Below are 19,683 nucleotides of genomic sequence, written 5' to 3' on the forward strand. Positions count from 1 at the left end.
ACGCGACCGTGGCTGCTCATGGATTATGCATTATCTCGACGTGAGAATTACATTATGAATTCATAATGGGCAAGGATAGCTGCCCTCCAGCCATCCTTGTGCCGCCCCCTTTAGTCGCTCTGGGGCGTCGTCTCCAGGCCGCTGTCCGGTCCCTCTGCGAGGTGATCGATGGCGGCGGCCCGCTTGTTGCGCAGGTGCTGGAACAGGATGTCGCTGAGCTCGCTTGCCGCGCGCCGGCGCAGCGCATCGAGGATCGCCTCGTGCTCGCGCATTGCCTCGGCCCAACGCTGCCGCTTGCGGGCGAAATTGGCCGAATAGCGGACACGGCGGATGCGGCCGGCGAAGTTGGCGTAGGTGGCCTTCAGCGTCTCGTTGCGCGCAGCCGCAACGATGCTTTCGTGGATTTGCTGGTTGGTCTGGAAATAGCCATGCATATCGCGGTGCAGATAATGGCCGTACATCTCGTAGTGCAGCCGCTCGATCGCGACGATTTCCTCGTCGGTGATGATCTCGCACGCCAGCCGTCCGGCCAGGCTCTCGAGTCCGGCCATGACGTCGAACAGCTCCTCGAGGTCGCGTGGGCTGAGCCGGCGCACTCGCGCGCCGCGGTTGGGCAAGAGCTCGATCAGGCCCTCGGCGGCCAGCACCTTGAGCGCCTCGCGCAGCGGCGTCCTGGAAATGCCCAGCATCTCGCAGAGTTGCCGCTCTGGAACGCGGGCGCCGTCGGGAATGTTGCCTTCCACCACATAGTCGCGGAGCCGCAGCAGGATCTCGCCGTGAAGCGAGGCCTCCTGGCGGTCGCTGCCATTGCCGGCGGCGGGCGGGCTGATCGGAACCCCGGCTTCGGGAATCGCGGATTTCATATTCTGAACAATAATTTGCCGGCGCGGTCACGTCGATGCTCTCGATCGAATACCAAAATTGGATTGAAAAGACAAAAAATGAATGCAAAATAGCTCACCGAGGAGCCGAAATCCGGCGATTGGGAGGTTCTCATGCATCAAGGGCGCCATTTTCTGCAGATTCCCGGGCCGAGCCCGGTCCCGGATCGCATTCTTCGCGCGATGGATATGCCGGTCATCGACCACCGCAGCGCCGAATTCGCCGCGCTCGGCTGTGCCGTGCTCGAGGGCAGCCAGAAGGTGTTTCAGACCAGGGGTCCGGTGGTGATCTTCCCGTCGTCCGGGACCGGCGCCTGGGAGGCCGCGATCGTCAACACGCTGTCGCCGGGCGAGAAGGTCCTGATGGTCGAGACCGGCCACTTCGCTACCCTGTGGAGGCAAATGGCCGGCCGTTTCGGCATCGAGGTGGATTTCATGCCCGGCGACTGGCGCCGCGGCGCCGACCCCGCCCAGATTGAAGCAAGGCTCGCCGCCGACACCGCGCACAGCATCAAGGCGGTGATGGTCGTCCACAACGAGACCTCGACCGGCGCGACCAGCCGGATCGCCGACATCCGTGCCGCGATCGACCGCGCCGCGCATCCGGCGCTCCTGATGGTCGACACCATTTCTTCGCTCGGCTCGGTCGATTACCGGCACGACGAGTGGAAGGTCGACGTCAGCGTCAGCTGCTCGCAGAAGGGCTTCATGCTGCCGCCCGGCCTCGGCTTCAACGCCATCTCGGAGAAGGCGCGCGCCGCGTCGCGCACCAATAAGCTGCCGCGCTCCTATTTCGACTGGGAGGAAATGCTGAAGCCGAACGCCAAGGGCTTCTTCCCCTATACGCCGGCGACGAACCTGCTCTACGGGCTGCGCGAGGCCATCGCGATGCTGTTGGAGGAGGGGCTCGACAACGTGTTCGCCCGCCATCAGCGACTGGCCGCCGCCACGCGCGCCGCCGTCAATCAGTGGGGGCTCGAGGTGCTGTGCCAGGAGCCCTCGGAATTCTCGCCGGTGCTGACCGCGGTGATGATGCCGCCCGGCCATGATGCCGATCAGTTCCGCAAGGTCGTGCTCGACAATTTCAACATGTCGCTCGGTGCCGGCCTGTCGAAGGTCGCGGGCAAGGTGTTTCGCATCGGTCATCTCGGCGAGTGCAACGAACTGACGCTGCTTGGCGCGCTGACCGGCGTCGAGATGGGGCTGTCGGTCGCCGGCGTCCCGCATCGCCCGGGCGGCGTCGAGGCCGCGATGCGGCTTCTCGAGCAGCGCGACCAGCGCAACGCGTCGTCGCATCTGAAGGTGGTCAGCACTTAGAGCGTTTTCGAGCAAAGTGGACGCCGGTTCGCGTAAAGAAAACGCGTCAACAAAAATCTAGAGCTTCGGTTCTGATCTAATCAGAGCCGAAGCTCTAGCAGCCACGGCATCCGCAGCACAACGAACTCACAACAATCGCGGATCGGGGGAGGGGATGATATGAGGCTTCGGTTCAAGGCCACCCATGTCGTTTTGGCCATGCTCTGCGTGATGTACTTCATCACCTATGTGGACCGGGTGAACATCGGCACCGCGGCCGGCGAGATCCAGAAGGAGCTCGGCCTGTCCAACACAGAGGTCGGTCTGGTGTTCTCGGCCTTCGCCTATCCGTACCTGCTGTTCCAGGTGATCGGCGGCTGGGTCGGCGATCGCTTCGGGCCGCGCCAGACCTTGTTCTGGTGCGGCATGATCTGGGCCGCCGCGACCATCATGACCGGCTTTGTCCATGGTCTTGCCGCGCTGTTCGTCGCGCGTTTCGCGCTGGGGTTCGGCGAAGGCGCGACGTTTCCGACCGCGACGCGCGCGATGCAGTACTGGACGCCGGCGAACCGCCGCGGCTTCGCGCAAGGCCTGACGCATTCATTCGCGCGGCTCGGCAATGCCATCACCCCGCCGGTGGTCGCGCTCCTGATCCTCTGGCTGACCTGGCGCGGCGCGTTCGTCGTGCTCGGCGTTGTCAGCCTGATCTGGGGCGTCGCGTGGGTCTGGTACTTCCGCAACGAGCCGAGGGACCATGGCTCGATCACCGCGGCCGAGCTTGCGACATTGCCGCCGCGTCCCCAGGGCGAGCGGCCAAAGGTGCCGTGGGGACCGCTGATGCAGCGGATGTGGCCGGTGACGCTGACCTATTTCTGCTACGGCTGGTGCCTGTGGCTCTATCTCAACTGGCTGCCGCTGTTCTTCAAGAACAACTACAGCCTCGATCTGAAGAACTCGGCGCTCTTCGCATCCGGCGTGTTCTTTGCCGGCGTCGTCGGCGACAGCATCGGCGGCGTCATCTCCGACCGCATCCTCGAGCGCACCGGCAATGTGCGGCTGGCGCGGCTCAGCGTGACGGTCGTGGGCTTCGCCGGCGCGCTGCTGTCGCTGATGCCGATCCTGTTCGTTCACGACATCACGGTGGTGGCGCTCTGCCTGTCGGCCGGCTTCTTCTGTGCCGAGCTCGTGATCGGGCCGATGTGGTCGATCCCGATGGACATCGCGGCGAAATATTCCGGCACCGCCGCGGGGATCATGAACACCGGCTCGGCTTTCGCGGCCATCGTCTCGCCGCTGGTCGCCGGCTTCGTCATCGACGCCACCGGAAACTGGTACCTGCCGTTCCTGATGTCGATGGGCCTCCTGCTGGTCGGTGGCTTCTCGGCGTTCCTGATGCACCCCGAGCGGCCGTTCGAGGAGACCGGCGAACTGGTGGCGCCGGGCAAGGTGGTGGCCGCCGAATAAGGCGCTGCCGGCCCGGCGGAGCGCCGTCAGATATGCATGACGGACCCCCGCCGGGCCTAGGACAAACCCGGCGAATAGTGATATGCGAGCGGCTCACCACGACCAAGACGAGACCGGGAAAGACGCTCATGACCGTGCATACTGGAAGGCATTTTCTGCAGATTCCGGGACCGACCAACGTGCCGGACCGGGTGCTGCGGGCCATGGATATGCCGACCATGGACCATCGCGGTCCCGAGTTTGCCGAGATCGGTTTTGCCGTGCTTTCTGCGATGCAGCGTGTATTCCGGACCAAGCAGCCCGTGATCGTCTACCCGTCGTCGGGGACCGGCGCCTGGGAGGCCGCGATCGTCAACACGCTGCAGCCCGGCGACAAGGTTCTGATGTGCGAGACCGGTCAGTTCGCCGTGCTGTGGCATGGCATTGCCGACAAGTTCAAGCTCGACGTTGATTTCATCGCGGGCGACTGGCGCCACGGCGCCGACCTCGAGCAGATCGAGGCCAGGCTGTCCGCCGACAAGGCGCACAAGATCAAGGCGGTCTGCGTCGTCCATAACGAGACCTCGACCGCCTGCGTCACCTATCCGCGCGACGTCCGCAAGATCCTCGACACGCTGAAGCATCCGGCGCTCTTGATGGTCGACACCATCTCCGGCCTCGGCTCGCTGGAATATGAGCATGATGCCTGGGGCATCGATGTCTCCATCGCCGGCTCCCAGAAGGGGCTGATGCTGCCGCCCGGCCTCGGCTTTAACGCCGTGTCCGAGAAGGCGCTCGCCGTGGCCAAGGCCAATCCGGGCATGCGCTCCTATTGGGATTGGCAGGAAGTCATCAACATCAACAAGGCCGGCACCTGGCCCTATACGCCGGCGACCAACCTCCTGTTCGGCCTGCGTGAGGCCGTGAAGATGCTGGAGGAGGAGGGCATGGAGAACGTCTTCGCCCGCCACAAGCGCCACAGCGAAGCGACTCGCGCGGCGATCAAGGTCTGGGGCCTCGAGACGCAGTGCCAGGAGCAGGGCGCGCACTCGCCGGCGCTGACCGCGGTGCGGGTACCTGACGGCCACGACGCCGACCACTTCCGCAAGGTCGTGCTGGAGAATTTCGACATGTCGCTCGGCACCGGCCTCAACAAGGTCAAGGGCAAGGTGTTCCGGATCGGCCACATCGGGCACTTCAACGACCTGATGCTGATGGGCGCGCTGTCCGGCGTCGAGATGGGCCTTGATCTGGCCAAGGTGCCGCATCGCAGCGGCGGCGTGCTGGCGGCGATGGAGGTCCTGAAGGGCCGCGACGCCGCGCAGTCGAAGGCTGTCGCTTAAAAAGGCTGTCGCTTAAAAAGGCTGTCGCCTGAAATCGAATCGCAAACAACAGAAAGAGCGAGACATGAACGCGCCCGTCAGTTCGACCGAAGACCTGATCTACTCCGTCGAGGACGGGATCGCGCGCATCACGTTCAACCGGCCGCAGGCGCGCAATGCGCTGACCTTTGCAATGTACGAGCAGATGGCGGCGATCTGCGAGAACATCAATCAGGATCGCTCCATCAAGGCGGTGATCATGACCGGCGCCGGCGACAAGGCGTTCGCCTCGGGCACCGACATCTCGCAGTTCCGCGCGTTCAAGACGGCGCAGGATGCGCTCGACTATGAGGCGCGGATCGACCGCGTGCTGGGTACGCTCGAGCAGTGCCGTGTGCCCGTGATCGCGGCCATCGCCGGCGCCTGCACCGGCGGCGGCGCTGGCATCGCCGCCTGCTGCGATATCCGGATCGGTACCGAGGCGACGCGGATCGGCTTCCCGATTGCGCGCACGCTCGGCAACTGCCTCTCGATGTCCAACATCTCGCGGCTGGTGTCGCTGATCGGTCCGGCGCGGACCAAGGATCTGATCTTCAAGGCGCGCCTCGTCGAGGCGCCGGAAGCGCTGGCGCTCGGGCTGTTGAACGAAGTCGTCCCCGATGTGGAAACGTTGCAGCGCCGCGCAACCGAGACGGCGAAGCTCGTCGCCGGCCACGCGCCGATCACGCTCGAAGTGACCAAGGAGGCGGTGCGCCGCATCCGCCGCACGCTGTCGCGCGAGGAGGGCGAGGATTTGATCCTGCGCGCCTATATGAGCGAAGATTTCCGCGAGGGCATGGACGCCTTCCTCAACAAGCGCGCGCCCAACTTCAAGGGCAAGTAACGGTCGTCCTGGAATCCTGGCGGAAAGCGCGCTTTTCGCATTGATCCCCGTTGTCAGAAGGCGTGGGCCCGAGACGGACTCCGCGCTGTTTTGATTGTTGGTCCTGAGCGTCCCCACCTCATTCCAAAGTCATAGGCCATGCGGCAGTTCGCGGCTTGAACTCACCTTCATTCTCGGCACAATGACGCGAGCCCGCCACCTCGCAGGTTTTACCAAGCCGAACAAATAGATAGGGAAGAAACACGTGGGACAGATTGTAAAAACCACGGCTGCAATCGCGGCCCTCTTGCTGAGCACGCCGGCCTTTGCCGGCTGGGAGCCGAGCAAGCCGGTCGAAATCGTGGTCGCGGCCGGTGCCGGCGGCGCGTCAGACCAGATGGCGCGCATGATGCAGGCGGCGATCCAGAAGAACAATCTGATGAAGCAGCCGATGGTGGTGTCGCTGAAGGGCGGCGCGTCGGGTGCGGAAGCGCTGATGTACATGAAGTCCAGCGAGGGTGATCCCAACAAGGTGCTGATCGCCTATTCGCTGATCTACATGCTGCCGCTGTCGGCCAAGATTCCGTTCAACTGGCGCGACCTCACCCCGGTGTCGGTGATCGCGCTCGACCAGTTCGTGTTGTGGGACAACGCCTCCGGTCCGAAGACCGTGAAGGAGTTCATCGCTGCCGCGAAGGCGGCGAGCGCGCCGTTCAAGATGGGCGGCACGGGCTCCAAGCGCGAGGATCACGTGCTGACCGTCTTCATGGAGCAGAAGACCGGCGCAAAGTTCTCCTACCTGCCGTACAAGTCCGGCGGCGAGGCCGCGACCCAGCTGGTCGGCGGCCACACCGAGTCCAACGTCAACAATCCCAGCGAGAACCTCGAAGTCTGGCGCGCCGGACAGGTTCGCGCGCTCTGCGTGTTCGACAAGGAGCGCATCTCCTACAAGAGCAAGGTCACCGACACGCAATCCTGGAACGACGTCCCGACCTGCAAGGAAGAGGGGCTCGACGTGCAGTATCTGATGCTGCGCGCGATGTTCCTGCCGGGCAAGGTCACGCAGGAGCAGCAGGCGTTCTATGTCGACCTGTTTCAGAAGGTGACGCAGACGGCTGAATACAAGGACTACATGGAGAAGCAGGCGCTGAAGCCGATCTTCCTCACCGGCAAGGACATGGTCGAGTTCCTCGAGGATGACGACAAGCAGAATGCCTCGCTGATGAATGCGGCAGGGTTCGTCGCAAAATAGCGGATTCGCCGTCATTCCGGGGCGATGCGAAGCAGCGAACCCGGAATCTCGGGATTCTGGGTTCACCCTTCGGGTGCCTGGGCCGGCTGCTTTCCTGTTAGCTTGGAATTGCCTTGCAAGTGGCAGCCGCGCAGTGATTACTGCGCCGCAGTATGGCCGAACGTCCGGCGAGCCCGATCGGGCTGGGTCACCCCTCCGGCGCCGTTGCGGGACCGTGTGGAGCGATCATGACCAAAGCCGTGTTGGGGATCATCGGTGGATCCGGGATCTACGATCTGCCGGGCCTGGAAAACGTCCGCGAGGAGGCGATCACAAGCCCCTGGGGCGAGCCGTCGGCGCCGCTCCGACGCGGCGAGATGGCGGGGCTGCCGATCGTGTTCCTGCCGCGCCACGGCCATGGACACGCCCTGTCGCCGTCCGACATCAACTATCGCGCCAACGTCGATGTGCTGAAGCGGGCAGGGGTCACCGACCTCGTCGCGCTTTCCGCGTGCGGCTCGTTCAAGGAAGAGCTGCCGCCGGGCACGTTTGTATTGGTCGACCAGTTCGTCGATCGCACCCACAAGCGCGAGAGCTCGTTCTTCGGCAAGGGCTGCGTCGCGCATGTCTCGATGGCGCATCCGGTGTCGCCGTTGCTGGCGAGGCATCTGGCGGCTGCTGCCGAGGCCGAAGACATCGCGTTCGCCCGCGGCGGCACCTACCTCTGCATGGAGGGGCCGCAGTTCTCCTCGCTCGCCGAAAGCCTGACCTACAAAGCGCAGGGCTATTCGGTGATCGGCATGACCAACATGCCGGAAGCCAAGCTCGCCCGCGAGGCCGAGGTCTGCTACGCCAGCGTGGCAATGGTCACCGATTTCGATTGCTGGCATCCGGCGCATGATGCCGTGACGGTGCAGGATATCATCCGTGTGCTGAATTCGAACGCCGAGAAAGCAAAGGCGCTGGTCGCGCGGCTGGCGCGGGATTTCCCTCGCGAGCACGAGCCGTGCCCGGTCGGTTCGGATCGGGCACTTGATACCGCGCTGATCACGGCGCCCGCGGCCCGCGATCCGCAGCTGCTGGCCAAGCTCGATGCCGTCGCCGGACGGGTGTTACGGTCGTGAGCAAGTCCTCTAGCGAGCGCGCGACGCGAAGGGCGTAGGACATGAAAGTCGATGGACGACATTTTCGCAGCATCTGGCTCGAGCCCGACGGCTGGTCGGTCGGCGCGATCGATCAGCGCCGGCTGCCGCATGAGTTCATCGTCGCCAAACTCACCACCGCGGACGAGGCCGGCGAGGCGATCCGCTCGATGCTGGTCCGCGGCGCGCCGCTGATCGGCGCCACCGCCGCTTATGGCGTGGCGCTCGCGATGCGCGCCGATGCCTCCGACGCGGCGCTCGAGCGCGCCGGCAGGATGTTGCTGGCGACCCGGCCGACCGCGGTCAATCTGAAATGGGCCGTCGACGAGATGCAGCGCGCGCTGGCGCCGCTCGCGGCTTCGGCCCGCGCCGAGGCGGCCTATGCCCGCGCGCGCGAGATCGCCGATGAGGATGTCGAGATCAACCGCGAGATCGGCCGTCACGGGCTCGGCCTGATCGAGACGATCGCCGCGACCAAGAAGCCGGGCGAGGTGGTGAACGTCCTGACGCATTGCAACGCCGGCTGGCTTGCAACCGTGGATTGGGGAACGGCGACATCGCCGATCTACCAGGCGCATGATCGCGGCATTCCAGTCCATGTCTGGGTCGACGAGACGCGGCCGCGCAATCAGGGCGCTTCGCTCACCGCCTGGGAACTCGGGCACCACGGCGTGCCGCACACCGTGATCCCCGACAACACCGGCGGGCATCTGATGCAGCATCGCATGGTCGATCTCGCGATCGTCGGGACCGATCGCGTCGCCGCCAATGGCGACGTCTGCAACAAGATCGGGACCTATCTGAAAGCGCTCGCGGCCCACGACAACAGCGTGCCGTTCTATGTTGCGCTGCCGTCGCCAACCATCGACTTTAGTATTGATGACGGCGTCAGGCAGATTCCGATCGAGCAGCGCGCGGCCGCCGAGGTGACGCACCTCACGGGACGCACGGCGGATGGCCGGATCGAGACCGTGCGCGTGGTTCCGGACGGCTCGTCGGTTGCCAATTTCGGCTTCGACGTGACGCCGGCGCGGCTTGTGACCGGATTGATCACCGAGCGCGGCGTTCTCAAGCCGGAGCGTGCTGCACTTGCGAGCGCCTTTCCCGAACGTTCCACCGTTTAACTGAAGGCTGCATTGACGGTGGTTGCATCAGCACGCTATCCCAATCGTTGCCCTCGCAACCCAGACCGTCTCATCCATGTCCAATACCGAACTTGAGATCGTCGTCGACGATCCGACCGCACCTGAAGATAACTCGCCGGCGATCGTCAGTACCGGCGTCGTCGACGTCGTCGTGTCGCTGCTGTTGCTTGCGCTCGCCGTGGTGCTCGGCTGGGACAATTGGCGCACCGGCGCGTCGTGGGACTCGACCGGTCCGCAGCCGGGCTATTTTCCGTTCTACCTCTCGGTCATCCTCGGCGGCGCCAGCCTCTATGGCCTGGGTGCGGCCTTCGTCTCGCGCCAGGAGGCTGCCGAGACCTTTGTCACCCGCGCCCAGCTTCGCCGGGTGATGGCGGTGTTCGTGCCGACATTGCTGTTCTGCCTCGCCACCCAATATCTCGGCCTCTATGTCGCGAGCTTTCTCTTGATCGCTGGCTTCATGCGCCTCGTCGGCAAGATCGCGCTGTGGAAGTCGCTGCTGACCGCCTTCGTCTTCACAGCCGCGATGTTCATAACGTTCGACGTCGCGTTCGACGTCATCATGCCAAAGGGGCCGCTCGAAGCGGCTCTCGGCCGCTAGCGAACCGAGTCGAACCATGGAAGCTTTCGGTCTCCTGCTGCACGGCTTTGCCGTCCTATTGACGTGGAAGACGCTGCTGTTGATGATGGTCGGCCTCGTGCTCGGCATCTTCGTCGGCGTGCTGCCCGGGCTCGGCGGCCCCAACGGCGTCGCGATCCTGCTGCCGCTGACCTTCACGATGGACCCGACATCGGCCATCGTGATGCTGTCGTGCATCTACTGGGGCGCGCTGTTCGGCGGCGCCATCACCTCGATCCTGTTCAATATTCCGGGCGAAGCCTGGTCGGTCGCGACCACGTTCGACGGCTATCCGATGGCGCAACAGGGCAGGGCGGCCGAAGCGCTCACCGCGGCGTTCACCTCCTCCTTCGTCGGTTCGCTGGTCGCGGTGCTGCTGATCACCTTCCTGGCGCCGATGATCTCGTCGTTTGCGCTGAGGTTCGGCCCGCCGGAATTCTTCGCCGTCTATCTCCTGACCTTCTGTTCCTTCGTTGGCCTCGGCCGCGAGGCCAAGCACAAGACGGTCATCTCGATGTCGCTCGGGCTGCTGCTCGCCGGCGTCGGCATGGATACGGTGTCCGGGCAATTGCGCATGACGTTCGGCTCCGCGGAGCTTCTGCGCGGCATCAACTTCCTCGTCGCTGTCATCGGCCTGTTCGGCATCAGCGAGATCCTGCTCACGATGGAGGAGCGCCTCGCGCTGCGCGGACACGCCGCCGGCATCAGCCTGCGCGCCGTGCTCTCGGTGTGGAAGGACCTGCCGAAATACTGGGTGACGCTGCTGCGCTCGTCGGTGATCGGCTGCTGGCTCGGCATCACGCCGGGCGGCGCGATCGCGGCCTCCTTCATGGGCTACAACCTCGCCAAGCGCTTCGCCAAGGATCAGGAGAGCTTTGGCAAAGGCCGGATCGAGGGCGTGTTCGCGCCGGAGACCGCCGCGCATGCCTCGGGCACCTCGGCGCTGTTGCCGATGCTGGCGCTCGGCATTCCCGGTTCGGGGACCGCTGCGATCCTGCTCGGCGGCCTGATGGTATGGGGCCTCAACCCGGGGCCGCTGCTGTTCGTCGAGCACAAGGATTTCGTCTGGGGCCTGATCGCCTCGATGTATCTCGGCAATGTCGTCGGCCTGGTGCTGGTGCTGACCACGGTGCCGATCTTCGCCTCGATCCTGCGCGTGCCGTTCGCGGCCGTAGCCCCGATGATCGTGGTGTCCTGCGCGATCGGCGCCTATGCGATCCAGAACGCGATGTTCGATATCTGGCTGATGCTGGGCTTCGGCGTCGTCGGCTACGTCTTCAAGAAGATCGGGATCCCGCTCGCGCCGTTCACCCTGGCATTGGTGCTCGGCAACCGCGCCGAGGATGCGTTCCGCCTCTCGATGATCGGCTCCGGCGGCGACATGAAGGTGTTCTGGTCGAACGGCCTGGTCGGCACCATCACGACGCTGGCGATTGTACTACTGTTCTGGCCTATAATTGATAGCGCGGTCGCTGCCGTGGCGCAGTTGCGGCTGCGACGGTTCCGGCGACCGTCTAGCTGAAGGCGAGAGTTGAGGCCTGGGTTTTCGCGAGATGTGGTCGGCTGCAGGATATCTCCCAAACCGGCGGCCTATCACCTGCTCTCCTGGACACTTGACCAAAAAATGAGTTGTAACGGGCCTGTTTCGTGTCCTAATTTTGTTGCCCTGTGGGACTGCCGACGTTACTAAGCCATGCATAGCGGATCGCGATCGCGCGTACGGCTGAATCTCTCAGCCGAGAGCTTGATGAGGATGTTAACCGGTGTTGGCCGCGCTTTTGGAAAAAATCAGATCACGAGACTCTATAGTCGGCATTGTTGGTCTGGGCTATGTGGGGCTACCACTCCTCCTTCGCTTCAGCGAAGTGGGATTTAGGGTAATTGGTTTCGATATCGACAAACTGAAGGTTGATGCTCTTAATGCTGGCCACAGTTACATTGAGCATATTCCTGCCGATCGTATCGCTCAGGTGCGCACAAGGGGTTTTGAGGCCACGACAGATTTTTCACGCGCAGGTGAGGCCGACGTACTGATCCTGTGCGTGCCGACGCCTCTCAACAAGTATCGTGAGCCAGATCTCAGCTTTGTGATTCAGACCACGGACACGCTCGTGCCGTACTTGCGGAAGGGCCAGCTGTTGTCACTTGAAAGCACGACCTATCCTGGAACGACTGATGAAGAGTTGGCGCCGCGAGTGCAGTCGTGTGGACTGACCATCGGGCAAGACGTCTTCCTAGTCTATTCACCCGAGCGCGAAGATCCAGGAAACGCGACGTTTTCAACCCAGACGATACCAAAGATATGCGGTGGCGTTACCAAGCATTGTCTAGACGTTGGGATGGCGCTGTACGGGCAGGTGATTGACCGTGTCGTTCCGGTTAGTTCGACGCGCGCGGCAGAACTAACGAAACTCCTCGAGAACATCCATCGTGCGGTCAACATCGGTCTCGTCAACGAGATGAAGATCGTCGCCGACAAGATGGGAATCGATATTCACGAAGTAATTCGTGCTGCCGCAACGAAACCATTTGGATTCGTGCCCTACTATCCGGGTCCGGGGCTAGGAGGACACTGTATTCCCATCGACCCATTTTACCTAACTTGGAAGGCGCGTGAATACGGTGTGAATACTCGCTTCATAGAGCTTGCGGGCGAGGTGAACGCGGCGATGCCGGACTATGTCATCACCAAGGTAGTGACAGCTCTCAATAAGGTCCGCAAATCTTTGAACGGCGCATCCGTACTGGTGTTGGGAATTGCTTACAAGAAAAATGTCGATGACATGCGGGAATCTCCCGCAGTGGTTTTGATGGAGAAGCTACAGGATTTGGGAGCTAAGGTTGCTTACAGCGATCCCCACGTGGCAGTTTTTCCGAGGCTTCGTCACCATACATATTTCGATTTATCGAGTGTGTCGCTAACGCCAGACACCATCGCATCATTTGATTGTATTGTGCTGGCCACTGACCACGATCGGTTTGACTATGCGATGATCAGAGATCACGCATCTATCATCGTCGACACGCGTGGCAAGTACCTCGATGCAGCGGACAATATTGTGAAGTCATGATGAAGAAACTTTCGCCAGTAGTCGATGGCAAGGTACGCTTTGCGCTAGTCGGATGCGGTCGTATCGCCCAAAATCACTTCGCTGCCATTCAGCAGCATGCCAACTCAGCAGAGATTGTCGACGTGTGCGACGTTGATCCCAATGCTCTCGAAGCGGCAGGCAAGCTAACAGGCGCACAAAAGTGGACGGATCTGGGTGCCATGCTCACGTCCACAACCGCGCACGCCGTGGTGCTGGCTACGCCGAGCGGCCTACACAGTCAGCAAGCAACGGCCATCGCCGCCACCGGCCGTCACGTTATCACCGAGAAACCGATGGCTACGCGTTGGCGCGATGGCCTTGCAATGGTAGAAGCGTGCGATAAGGCAGGTGTACACCTTTTCGTCGTGAAGCAAAATCGGCGCAATGCAACTCTGCAATTGCTAAAACGTTCGCTCGATCAGGGACGTTTCGGTCGAATCTATATGGTCAATATCAACGTATTCTGGACACGCCCGCAGGAATATTACGACAGCGCGAAATGGCGTGGGACCTGGGAGTTCGACGGTGGTGCCTTTATGAATCAGGCCAGTCACTATGTCGATCTCCTGGATTGGATGATCGGGCCTATTGAAAGCCTACAAGCTTATACCGCGACACTGGCGAGGTCTATCGAAGTGGAAGACAGTGGTGTCGTTTCAATTCGCTGGCGCTCCGGCGCTCTCGGCTCAATGAACGTCACCATGCTGACCTACCCTAAGAACCTTGAGGGTTCCATTACAATTCTCGGAGAGCGTGGGACTGTTCGTATCGGCGGCGTTGCCGTTAACCAGATCCTCCACTGGGAGTTTGCGCAGCAAAGCGATGACGACAAGGAGATCGCTAACGCAAGCTATCACACCACGTCCGTCTATGGATTCGGTCACCCTCTCTACTACGCGAATGTGGTCGACGTTCTGCGAGGAAAGGCAGACCCCGAGACGGATGGCCGGGAAGGTCTTCGTTCTCTTGAGGTCCTGACTGCGATTTATCGTTCAGCGCGCGATGGACGACGTGTTCATCTTCCGCTCGACGTTTAACGTGTTCTTGGACTAGAAACTGCGGCCCTCACGGGCAACGTCCGCCAGTCCGCTCGCTGCTTTACGAATTTAGGCAGACGCTTGGCGGCTTTGTGGATGCTGCTGCGATTGCAGCAAAAGAGCGGATAGGAGCAACTCAAGACGTCGGGCCGCTGACTCGCCTGTTGACCTGATACGCTGATGCAGGCATCAGGCTAGGACGATTCTGAGGTTGTGGCCGCGGACATGTTGAAGTCTTCGCTGAGCAGCAGTCCAAGATTGGCTTTTCGAGCAGCGTTTCGCCGCGAACTTCCAGGCCAAAGGCCGTTGTTTTGTGACAAACTATCTTATGCCCGCATTGGTCGGTTCAGTATCGGCACGCGCTTGTTTGAGGTCGCTTAGCTTGCTTAGGAATTGCCGCCACATGCTCGCTGTGAAGGTCGCGGTCAAATGGTGAGTATCTTGGTAGATTATTGATCCGCTATTTTCGGCTGAGCAGAAGTTCTCGTCACAAACTTGATTAGAAAAGTCTAAGGTGGAAATTTCATGTTGATGTGAAGTCAGCATCTTTTCGTCAACAGGCATTCCGTTCAGTGCATCGTGTCGGTTTCTTCCGCAGAGTCCATAAGATTGAAGACAATCGACATAGGAAGGCAGCATTTTCGGATTATCCCGTATGAGCAATAAATGAGATCCCGTCTTCAAAAGAGTTGTCATCATTACGTCGGTTGCGCGAACCCACTCTTTCCTTGCTGCGGGTCTATCTAAAACTTCGCCTGTGTTTGGGTCTCGTAGCCAACCATAGTAATGCGAATAATTGGCCAGGATAATCAGGTCGGGCCTTAACTGGGATATCTCCTCTGTCACGGCCGCGCGCCATTTGCTGCAGGCCGCGTAGGGGATCTTTCCTGGTGGATACCACATCGAAGCATCCGCGGAGGGGCAGCTTGTCTTTGTGCGTACTAAAACCTTCCATTTCGCTTGGGTCGCGGCCTTAACGAGAGGGGCGAACCACTGCGCGGCGTGGCTGTCGCCAAAAAGCACGACCGTCTGCGACGCGCCGCTCTCGCCATATACGCATGGGGGTTGTGTAGTGCTGTCAAAGTCCAAGTGGCAGTGATCCGTGTAGTTCTGTCCGAAGTCATTCTGCGCTGCCGCGATGCTAGTCGTTCTTGCGCCGGATGGAGATATTCGCAAGGTGACATCTATGAGATTGCCAAGCGAGATGATGAGAGCCAACGTTGCGACCGCTGTAATTAGTCGCAGAGCGGGCAACGGCATGCTCTCCGATCGATGGATTGGTTCTTCGACGAATTTGTATGCAACGACCGCGAGAATTGTGAACGCCGCAATGGCAGTGGTCTTGGCAACCCAAGAATCTGGCCAACATTCAGTTGCAATAGCTAGTAGAGGCCAATGCCAGAGATAGAGGCTGTACGATCGATCGCCGATTTCCACCATCCGTTTGTTAGATAGGAACGACTTCAGGTAGGAGGGTGAGGCCGAGCCGATCAATATCAAGGCAGCCGCGGTGGTCGGTAATATAGACCAGATACCGGGATAGGAGACGTCGTCGTTTAGGAGGAAACAGCAAAGCAAAAATGCGAGGGCTCCCGCGTATCCAATCGCGCTCCTCAATCTTTCACTGACCTTTCCGAAATGAGAAAAGTGAACGCCGATAAGGCCGCCCAAGACGAGTTGCCAAATTCGGGTCTCGGTATGAAAGAAGGCGAAGGGGCTCCCGTGTTTCTCGATAGCGTACAGGCCGAATGCAAATGAACTGACGCAGATCAAAGCTAGGGTGAGGGTGAGCCTACGTCTTGACCATCGCAAGAGCGGCGTGGCCGCTGACAGTACAATGGGCAGAGCGATGTAGAATTGCTCCTCGATCGATAGCGACCAGAAGTGAAGTACCGGGCTTGGAAGGTCGTTAGCTCTAAAATAATCGAACGCATTATTCGCGAAATGGTAATTCGACCAGAAACCTGCCGCCGAGATGACGTCAGGATAGATCGTTCGATATCGATAGGAGGGCAGCAGGAGTGCGCTACTCAAAAGTACAAATATCAAGACGAGTGCAGCATTCGGAATAAGTCTCTTGGCGCGTCTCCCCCAAAAACCCAAGATGTCGATTCGGTGCGTCGCCAAAATCTCATCAATCAATGTGCGAACAATCAGTGCGCCGGAGATGACGAAGAACAGGTCCACCCCAATGAAACCACCGGGTAGCCATGCATTGCTGCTGTGATAGATGATGACTGCAAGGATCGCGAGCGCGCGAAGTCCTTGGATTTCTGGACGCCTAGCCCGTCCTATTCGTGAGAGTGCGTTTTTCTAGTCCGATTGATGTGGCCGCACATCTGCTCTGACGAGGCGCACAGGATTGCCTTCGGCTTTTCGCCGCCTGACGACCGGTACTTTGCAACGCGCTTGAGGGATGGGTTGGGCGAACGGGGGCGGACGCCCCGCCGGTCAAGGACCGAGCGGCAGCAGCGCGCCGGGCAAGCCGCAGATCAGGTCGGCTTCGGGACATGCCGCGGCAAACGCAAGGCGAATGCGGCTCGTGGTCTCGACGACACGGGCGGCGATTTTCAAGAGCCGAAGACGCAGCGTCGCGAACTCGGCAGCGGCCAATTCCCGGACTTTGGGAATGGCGTCGCGCACGGTCAGCATCAGCCAATAAGCGGCCGTATGGAGCACGAGACGGACCTGGTTGGCGAGCGCCGAACGGCAGCTGGTGCGGTCGGAGGCGAGCTGCGTCTTATGCAGCTTGATCAGATTCTCGGCTTGGCCGCGCGCGCAATACAGGCTGTCGTAGATCCACTCGGCCGAGCCGACATCGAGGCTGGTGACGACGAAGCGGATGTCGAGGCCGAGCATCGTCGCCTCAATACGGGCGACGGTGCGCCGTTCGCGATCCCAGGACTTTGCCTTGTGGCGCGTCTCGGTATAGCCACGCAGAACCGGCAGGTTCTCGATGGCGCGTCGGGTGCGGATGTCGTCGGCGACCTCGTCGACTTTTCTGGCGAGAGGCTTGGTGCCGGACAGACCGAAGATGTAGTCGATGCCGTTGGTCTCGCACCACGCCATTGCCTCCGGCCGGGCATAGTGCCCGTCGCCACGGAACGTAATTTGCGTGTTGTGCCATCGCGTCCGGATATGCCGTACCAGGCGGCGCAGATGGGCACGCACCTCGACGCCGCCCGGCGTCTTGCCGGGCCGCAGCACGACGGCCACGGGCCGGCTCTTCTCCGTGTCGTAGACGTGGATCGGCAGGAAGCAGCGTTCGTCATAATGAGCGTTGAACAGCGAGAGCTGCTGATGGCCGTGGACGACATCGCAGGTATCATCGATGTCGAGCGTGACGGATGCCGGCTCGCGCGGGTAGCTATCCATCCATGCGTCGACCAAAATGTAGGTCAGTCGGATCACGTCGCGCAGGCGCGGAGCATTCTCCAGCCGCGACAGCGTCGGTTGGGAACACAGATCGCGGCCCGTGTCCGGCAGCCGTCCGCAGGCCAGCTTGAATGCGGGATCGGACCGCAGATGATCGAGGTCGTCGGCGTCCTCGTAGCCGCAGCAGATCGCGAACATGCGCGCGCGGAACATATCGACAAGGCTGTGCACGACCCGCGTCGGATCGCGCCGATCCGGGAACACCCGGGCCAGATTGTTGGCCAAACCGAGACGCCGCTCGGCCATCGCCAGAAGCATCACGCCCCCGTTCGAGGTTAGGCGCCCACCATCGAAGGCAGCTGTGACTTTCTTGGCGTGAACGGCTGGAAACGAGAAGGGCGGAATCGTATCGTCGGTCATGGCGGGCGTGGCGTTCGCGGTTGGAGGTGATGGGGTTGGCTTCGCAACCGAATCCTACGCCGCATCAGCGCTTTACCCCTCAGACGCACTCTTACGAATAAGACGGGTTAAGTTGAAGAAAGATTGAGTGACTCCCGATCATTTCTGTGCCGAAACGTGGAGTCGCGGTCGTGCCGCGTCCAAAGAAACCGGCGCGAGCGGCCTATTAGACGCGGTAGGTGATCAGCCTCCGAAACGAGACTATCAAGCATGAAGAGATCGAGCGCGAGGCAGAGGTTTTATTTGTGTTGAATTCTTGCTTCTCGATAGTGGTCTGAAATCGTATCATCGGTCATGGCGGGCGTGGCGTTCGCGGTTGAGGTGATGGGGTTGGCTTCACAACCGAATCCTACGCCGCATCAGCGCTTTACACCACGCTCGCCAGCCTCTCAGGCGCCCTCTCGCGAATAAGACGGGCTAGTCGACTGCGATGGTTCTGTCTCGGGGAGCAAGGCTTTAGCATCTTTATTGAGTTCACGGCGACCATACGCGGGGGACCTGGCCTGAGCAAGCGATGCGCAGAACGTCTTCAGTCGCACGCAATTCGTTCCACTACATCCTTGTTTCAGATCAACCATAAGTAGATCGCGTCAAAGGGACCTATCCAGCTTGATGCTGGGTAGATAGTCCGAAACCACGGGGCCACTAATGTCCCCCATTTCATGGGCGCGAAATCACGCGTGCAGTACTCATTGACAATTGACACACAGACTCGCGCCGGCTGTGGAGCATGGTCGCCTCAGGCTTGTATTTTCTGGCACTCGGCGCAATCGCCTTGCTAAGAATTGGAAGATTGCGGTTGCCGTTGGTTTTGTGCTGAACGCTGACGATGCGCATCGGCAGATCGACAAGAAGGCCTACTAACGGCACGTGGCGACTCGGCCGGCTGAAGCCTAGACCAGAACGATGCAGCCGACGTGCTCGCCTCGGCAGCATCGGGGAAGGCCAGCGGAATGGAGCCCGAGCTTTCCGACCACAAGGAACACGTCACGGCCGAGTAATTGAGTACAGCTTCCGCGAAAGAAGTTACGGCTGCCATCGGTTGGGTGGGGATCGACTGACAGTTTTTTCATTCAGTTCGTCCGAGAGCCGGATTAAGCCGGCTCGTATAATCGAGAAATGGTGGGCCTAGTTGCGCGACATGAAAACGCTGGCGGGCGTTGTACCTGTGCTCGGCGCAACAGGGCAGGGGCTAATTGAATTCTTGATCGCAAATAAGCTGAATTATCGTCTCTCGTCGTCTGCGCGGGCCGTGGACAACAAACGCGGCAGCGGTGCCATTTGTGGCCGGGGTTGTGCAACCACTTGATGGCCTTCGTCGCTCGCTTCTTCCGCTCGCCAATGGCGGCGTCGGGCGACGAGGCCGACGAGCACAAATGCGGCTCCAACACCGATCATAATAGCGGGAACTAATCGCTCCCAATCCTGCATTAATGTTGTCAATGGTCACTACCTGCGTGATCCGCCGTCGGTTGCCATCGCTCCTTCCCGCACTTGGCCTCGATCAAATCGAACAGATCGTCCCCAGCAATGTTCATGAAATTTCGGCCAACCGCGCGGACAGCGACAGTTATCGATGTGGTATTTCCGACGTCAAAAGTCGTCGGGGCTCCGACATACCACGTGCCGTCCGATCGCTTCGAAAACGCCGAACAGTCGATCGTGTTAGGCTGGGCGGCAGCCGTAGTCACGAGGCCGATTGATCCGATAAAGGTACAAAGGATATTCTTCAACATGGGTGGACTCAAAATTGAGGGACAAAATTGGCATGTAGGTTTTATG

At 60.9% G+C, this 19,683-nt stretch carries 15 protein-coding genes; 11 read left to right on the top strand and 4 right to left on the bottom strand.

The window, feature by feature from the left end; genetic code table 11:
• Nucleotides 1–110 precede the first annotated feature (110 nt).
• Entirely contained in the window at nt 111–863 is a 753-nt protein-coding gene (locus JEY66_RS16310; RefSeq protein ID WP_018272712.1) for a GntR family transcriptional regulator, read from the bottom strand.
• Nucleotides 864–995: 132 nt separating this feature from the next.
• Here JEY66_RS16310 and JEY66_RS16315 point away from each other — a divergent pair, with 132 nt between their 5' ends.
• The 11 genes from JEY66_RS16315 to JEY66_RS16365 all read left to right on the top strand — a co-directional run bounded on the left by JEY66_RS16315 (nt 996) and on the right by JEY66_RS16365 (nt 14,067).
• Nucleotides 996–2,198, top strand: a complete 1,203-nt coding sequence (locus tag JEY66_RS16315) for a pyridoxal-phosphate-dependent aminotransferase family protein (protein WP_018272711.1) — start codon at nt 996–998, stop codon at nt 2,196–2,198.
• A gap of 159 nt (nt 2,199–2,357) precedes the next feature.
• Nucleotides 2,358–3,641 carry an MFS transporter gene (locus JEY66_RS16320; protein ID WP_018272710.1) on the top strand — a complete coding sequence of 428 codons (1,284 nt, stop codon included), beginning with the start codon at nt 2,358–2,360 and terminating at the stop codon, nt 3,639–3,641.
• Nucleotides 3,642–3,769: 128 nt separating this feature from the next.
• Nucleotides 3,770–4,963, top strand: a complete 1,194-nt coding sequence (locus JEY66_RS16325; RefSeq protein WP_026193049.1) for a pyridoxal-phosphate-dependent aminotransferase family protein — start codon at nt 3,770–3,772, stop codon at nt 4,961–4,963.
• Nucleotides 4,964–5,027: 64 nt separating this feature from the next.
• A complete protein-coding gene (locus JEY66_RS16330) occupies nt 5,028–5,825 on the top strand; it encodes an enoyl-CoA hydratase/isomerase family protein (RefSeq protein WP_018272708.1) in 798 nt (265 codons plus the stop codon).
• Between the two features lie 253 nt (nt 5,826–6,078).
• Nucleotides 6,079–7,056 carry a Bug family tripartite tricarboxylate transporter substrate binding protein gene (locus tag JEY66_RS16335; protein ID WP_370187708.1) on the top strand — a complete coding sequence of 326 codons (978 nt, stop codon included), beginning with the start codon at nt 6,079–6,081 and terminating at the stop codon, nt 7,054–7,056.
• A 227-nt stretch (nt 7,057–7,283) separates the two neighbouring features.
• Entirely contained in the window at nt 7,284–8,159 is an 876-nt protein-coding gene (locus JEY66_RS16340) for an S-methyl-5'-thioadenosine phosphorylase (RefSeq protein ID WP_026193047.1), read from the top strand.
• A gap of 41 nt (nt 8,160–8,200) precedes the next feature.
• Nucleotides 8,201–9,301, top strand: a complete 1,101-nt coding sequence (gene mtnA / locus JEY66_RS16345) for an S-methyl-5-thioribose-1-phosphate isomerase (protein ID WP_018272705.1) — start codon at nt 8,201–8,203, stop codon at nt 9,299–9,301.
• Nucleotides 9,302–9,377: 76 nt separating this feature from the next.
• Nucleotides 9,378–9,920: a tripartite tricarboxylate transporter TctB family protein gene (locus JEY66_RS16350; RefSeq protein WP_018272704.1), complete on the top strand. Its 543-nt coding sequence runs from the start codon at nt 9,378–9,380 to the stop codon at nt 9,918–9,920.
• Between the two features lie 16 nt (nt 9,921–9,936).
• Entirely contained in the window at nt 9,937–11,460 is a 1,524-nt protein-coding gene (locus JEY66_RS16355; RefSeq protein ID WP_018272703.1) for a tripartite tricarboxylate transporter permease, read from the top strand.
• Nucleotides 11,461–11,701: 241 nt separating this feature from the next.
• Entirely contained in the window at nt 11,702–13,009 is a 1,308-nt protein-coding gene (locus JEY66_RS16360) for a nucleotide sugar dehydrogenase (protein WP_018272702.1), read from the top strand.
• Nucleotides 13,009–14,067 (top strand): Gfo/Idh/MocA family protein, encoded by a 1,059-nt coding sequence (locus tag JEY66_RS16365; RefSeq protein ID WP_026193046.1) that lies wholly within the window; start codon nt 13,009–13,011, stop codon nt 14,065–14,067. The genes JEY66_RS16360 and JEY66_RS16365 overlap by 1 nt, the downstream gene beginning before the upstream one ends.
• Nucleotides 14,068–14,388: 321 nt before the next feature.
• Here JEY66_RS16365 and JEY66_RS16370 read toward each other — a convergent pair whose 3' ends face one another.
• The 3 genes from JEY66_RS16370 to JEY66_RS16380 all read right to left on the bottom strand — a co-directional run bounded on the left by JEY66_RS16370 (nt 14,389) and on the right by JEY66_RS16380 (nt 19,637).
• Nucleotides 14,389–16,362 carry an acyltransferase family protein gene (locus JEY66_RS16370; RefSeq protein ID WP_080650394.1) on the bottom strand — a complete coding sequence of 658 codons (1,974 nt, stop codon included), beginning with the start codon at nt 16,360–16,362 and terminating at the stop codon, nt 14,389–14,391.
• Nucleotides 16,363–16,518: 156 nt separating this feature from the next.
• Nucleotides 16,519–17,862 (bottom strand): IS1380-like element ISBdi2 family transposase, encoded by a 1,344-nt coding sequence (locus JEY66_RS16375; protein ID WP_018272321.1) that lies wholly within the window; start codon nt 17,860–17,862, stop codon nt 16,519–16,521.
• Between the two features lie 1,478 nt (nt 17,863–19,340).
• Nucleotides 19,341–19,637 carry a hypothetical protein gene (locus JEY66_RS16380; protein ID WP_018272696.1) on the bottom strand — a complete coding sequence of 99 codons (297 nt, stop codon included), beginning with the start codon at nt 19,635–19,637 and terminating at the stop codon, nt 19,341–19,343.
• Between the last annotated feature and the right edge of the window lie 46 nt (nt 19,638–19,683).

This window comes from Bradyrhizobium elkanii USDA 76, assembly GCF_023278185.1.
Classification (GTDB): Bacteria; Pseudomonadota; Alphaproteobacteria; order Rhizobiales; family Xanthobacteraceae; genus Bradyrhizobium; species Bradyrhizobium elkanii.

Coding starts and splice junctions, on each gene's coding strand:
- JEY66_RS16310 (WP_018272712.1), bottom strand. CDS start 863: ATGAAATCCGCGATTCCCGAAGCCGGGGTTCCGATCAGCCCGCCCGCC.
- JEY66_RS16315 (WP_018272711.1), top strand. CDS start 996: ATGCATCAAGGGCGCCATTTTCTGCAGATTCCCGGGCCGAGCCCGGTC.
- JEY66_RS16320 (WP_018272710.1), top strand. CDS start 2,358: ATGAGGCTTCGGTTCAAGGCCACCCATGTCGTTTTGGCCATGCTCTGC.
- JEY66_RS16325 (WP_026193049.1), top strand. CDS start 3,770: ATGACCGTGCATACTGGAAGGCATTTTCTGCAGATTCCGGGACCGACC.
- JEY66_RS16330 (WP_018272708.1), top strand. CDS start 5,028: ATGAACGCGCCCGTCAGTTCGACCGAAGACCTGATCTACTCCGTCGAG.
- JEY66_RS16340 (WP_026193047.1), top strand. CDS start 7,284: ATGACCAAAGCCGTGTTGGGGATCATCGGTGGATCCGGGATCTACGAT.
- mtnA (WP_018272705.1), top strand. CDS start 8,201: ATGAAAGTCGATGGACGACATTTTCGCAGCATCTGGCTCGAGCCCGAC.
- JEY66_RS16350 (WP_018272704.1), top strand. CDS start 9,378: ATGTCCAATACCGAACTTGAGATCGTCGTCGACGATCCGACCGCACCT.
- JEY66_RS16355 (WP_018272703.1), top strand. CDS start 9,937: ATGGAAGCTTTCGGTCTCCTGCTGCACGGCTTTGCCGTCCTATTGACG.
- JEY66_RS16365 (WP_026193046.1), top strand. CDS start 13,009: ATGAAGAAACTTTCGCCAGTAGTCGATGGCAAGGTACGCTTTGCGCTA.
- JEY66_RS16375 (WP_018272321.1), bottom strand. CDS start 17,862: ATGACCGACGATACGATTCCGCCCTTCTCGTTTCCAGCCGTTCACGCC.
- JEY66_RS16380 (WP_018272696.1), bottom strand. CDS start 19,637: ATGTTGAAGAATATCCTTTGTACCTTTATCGGATCAATCGGCCTCGTG.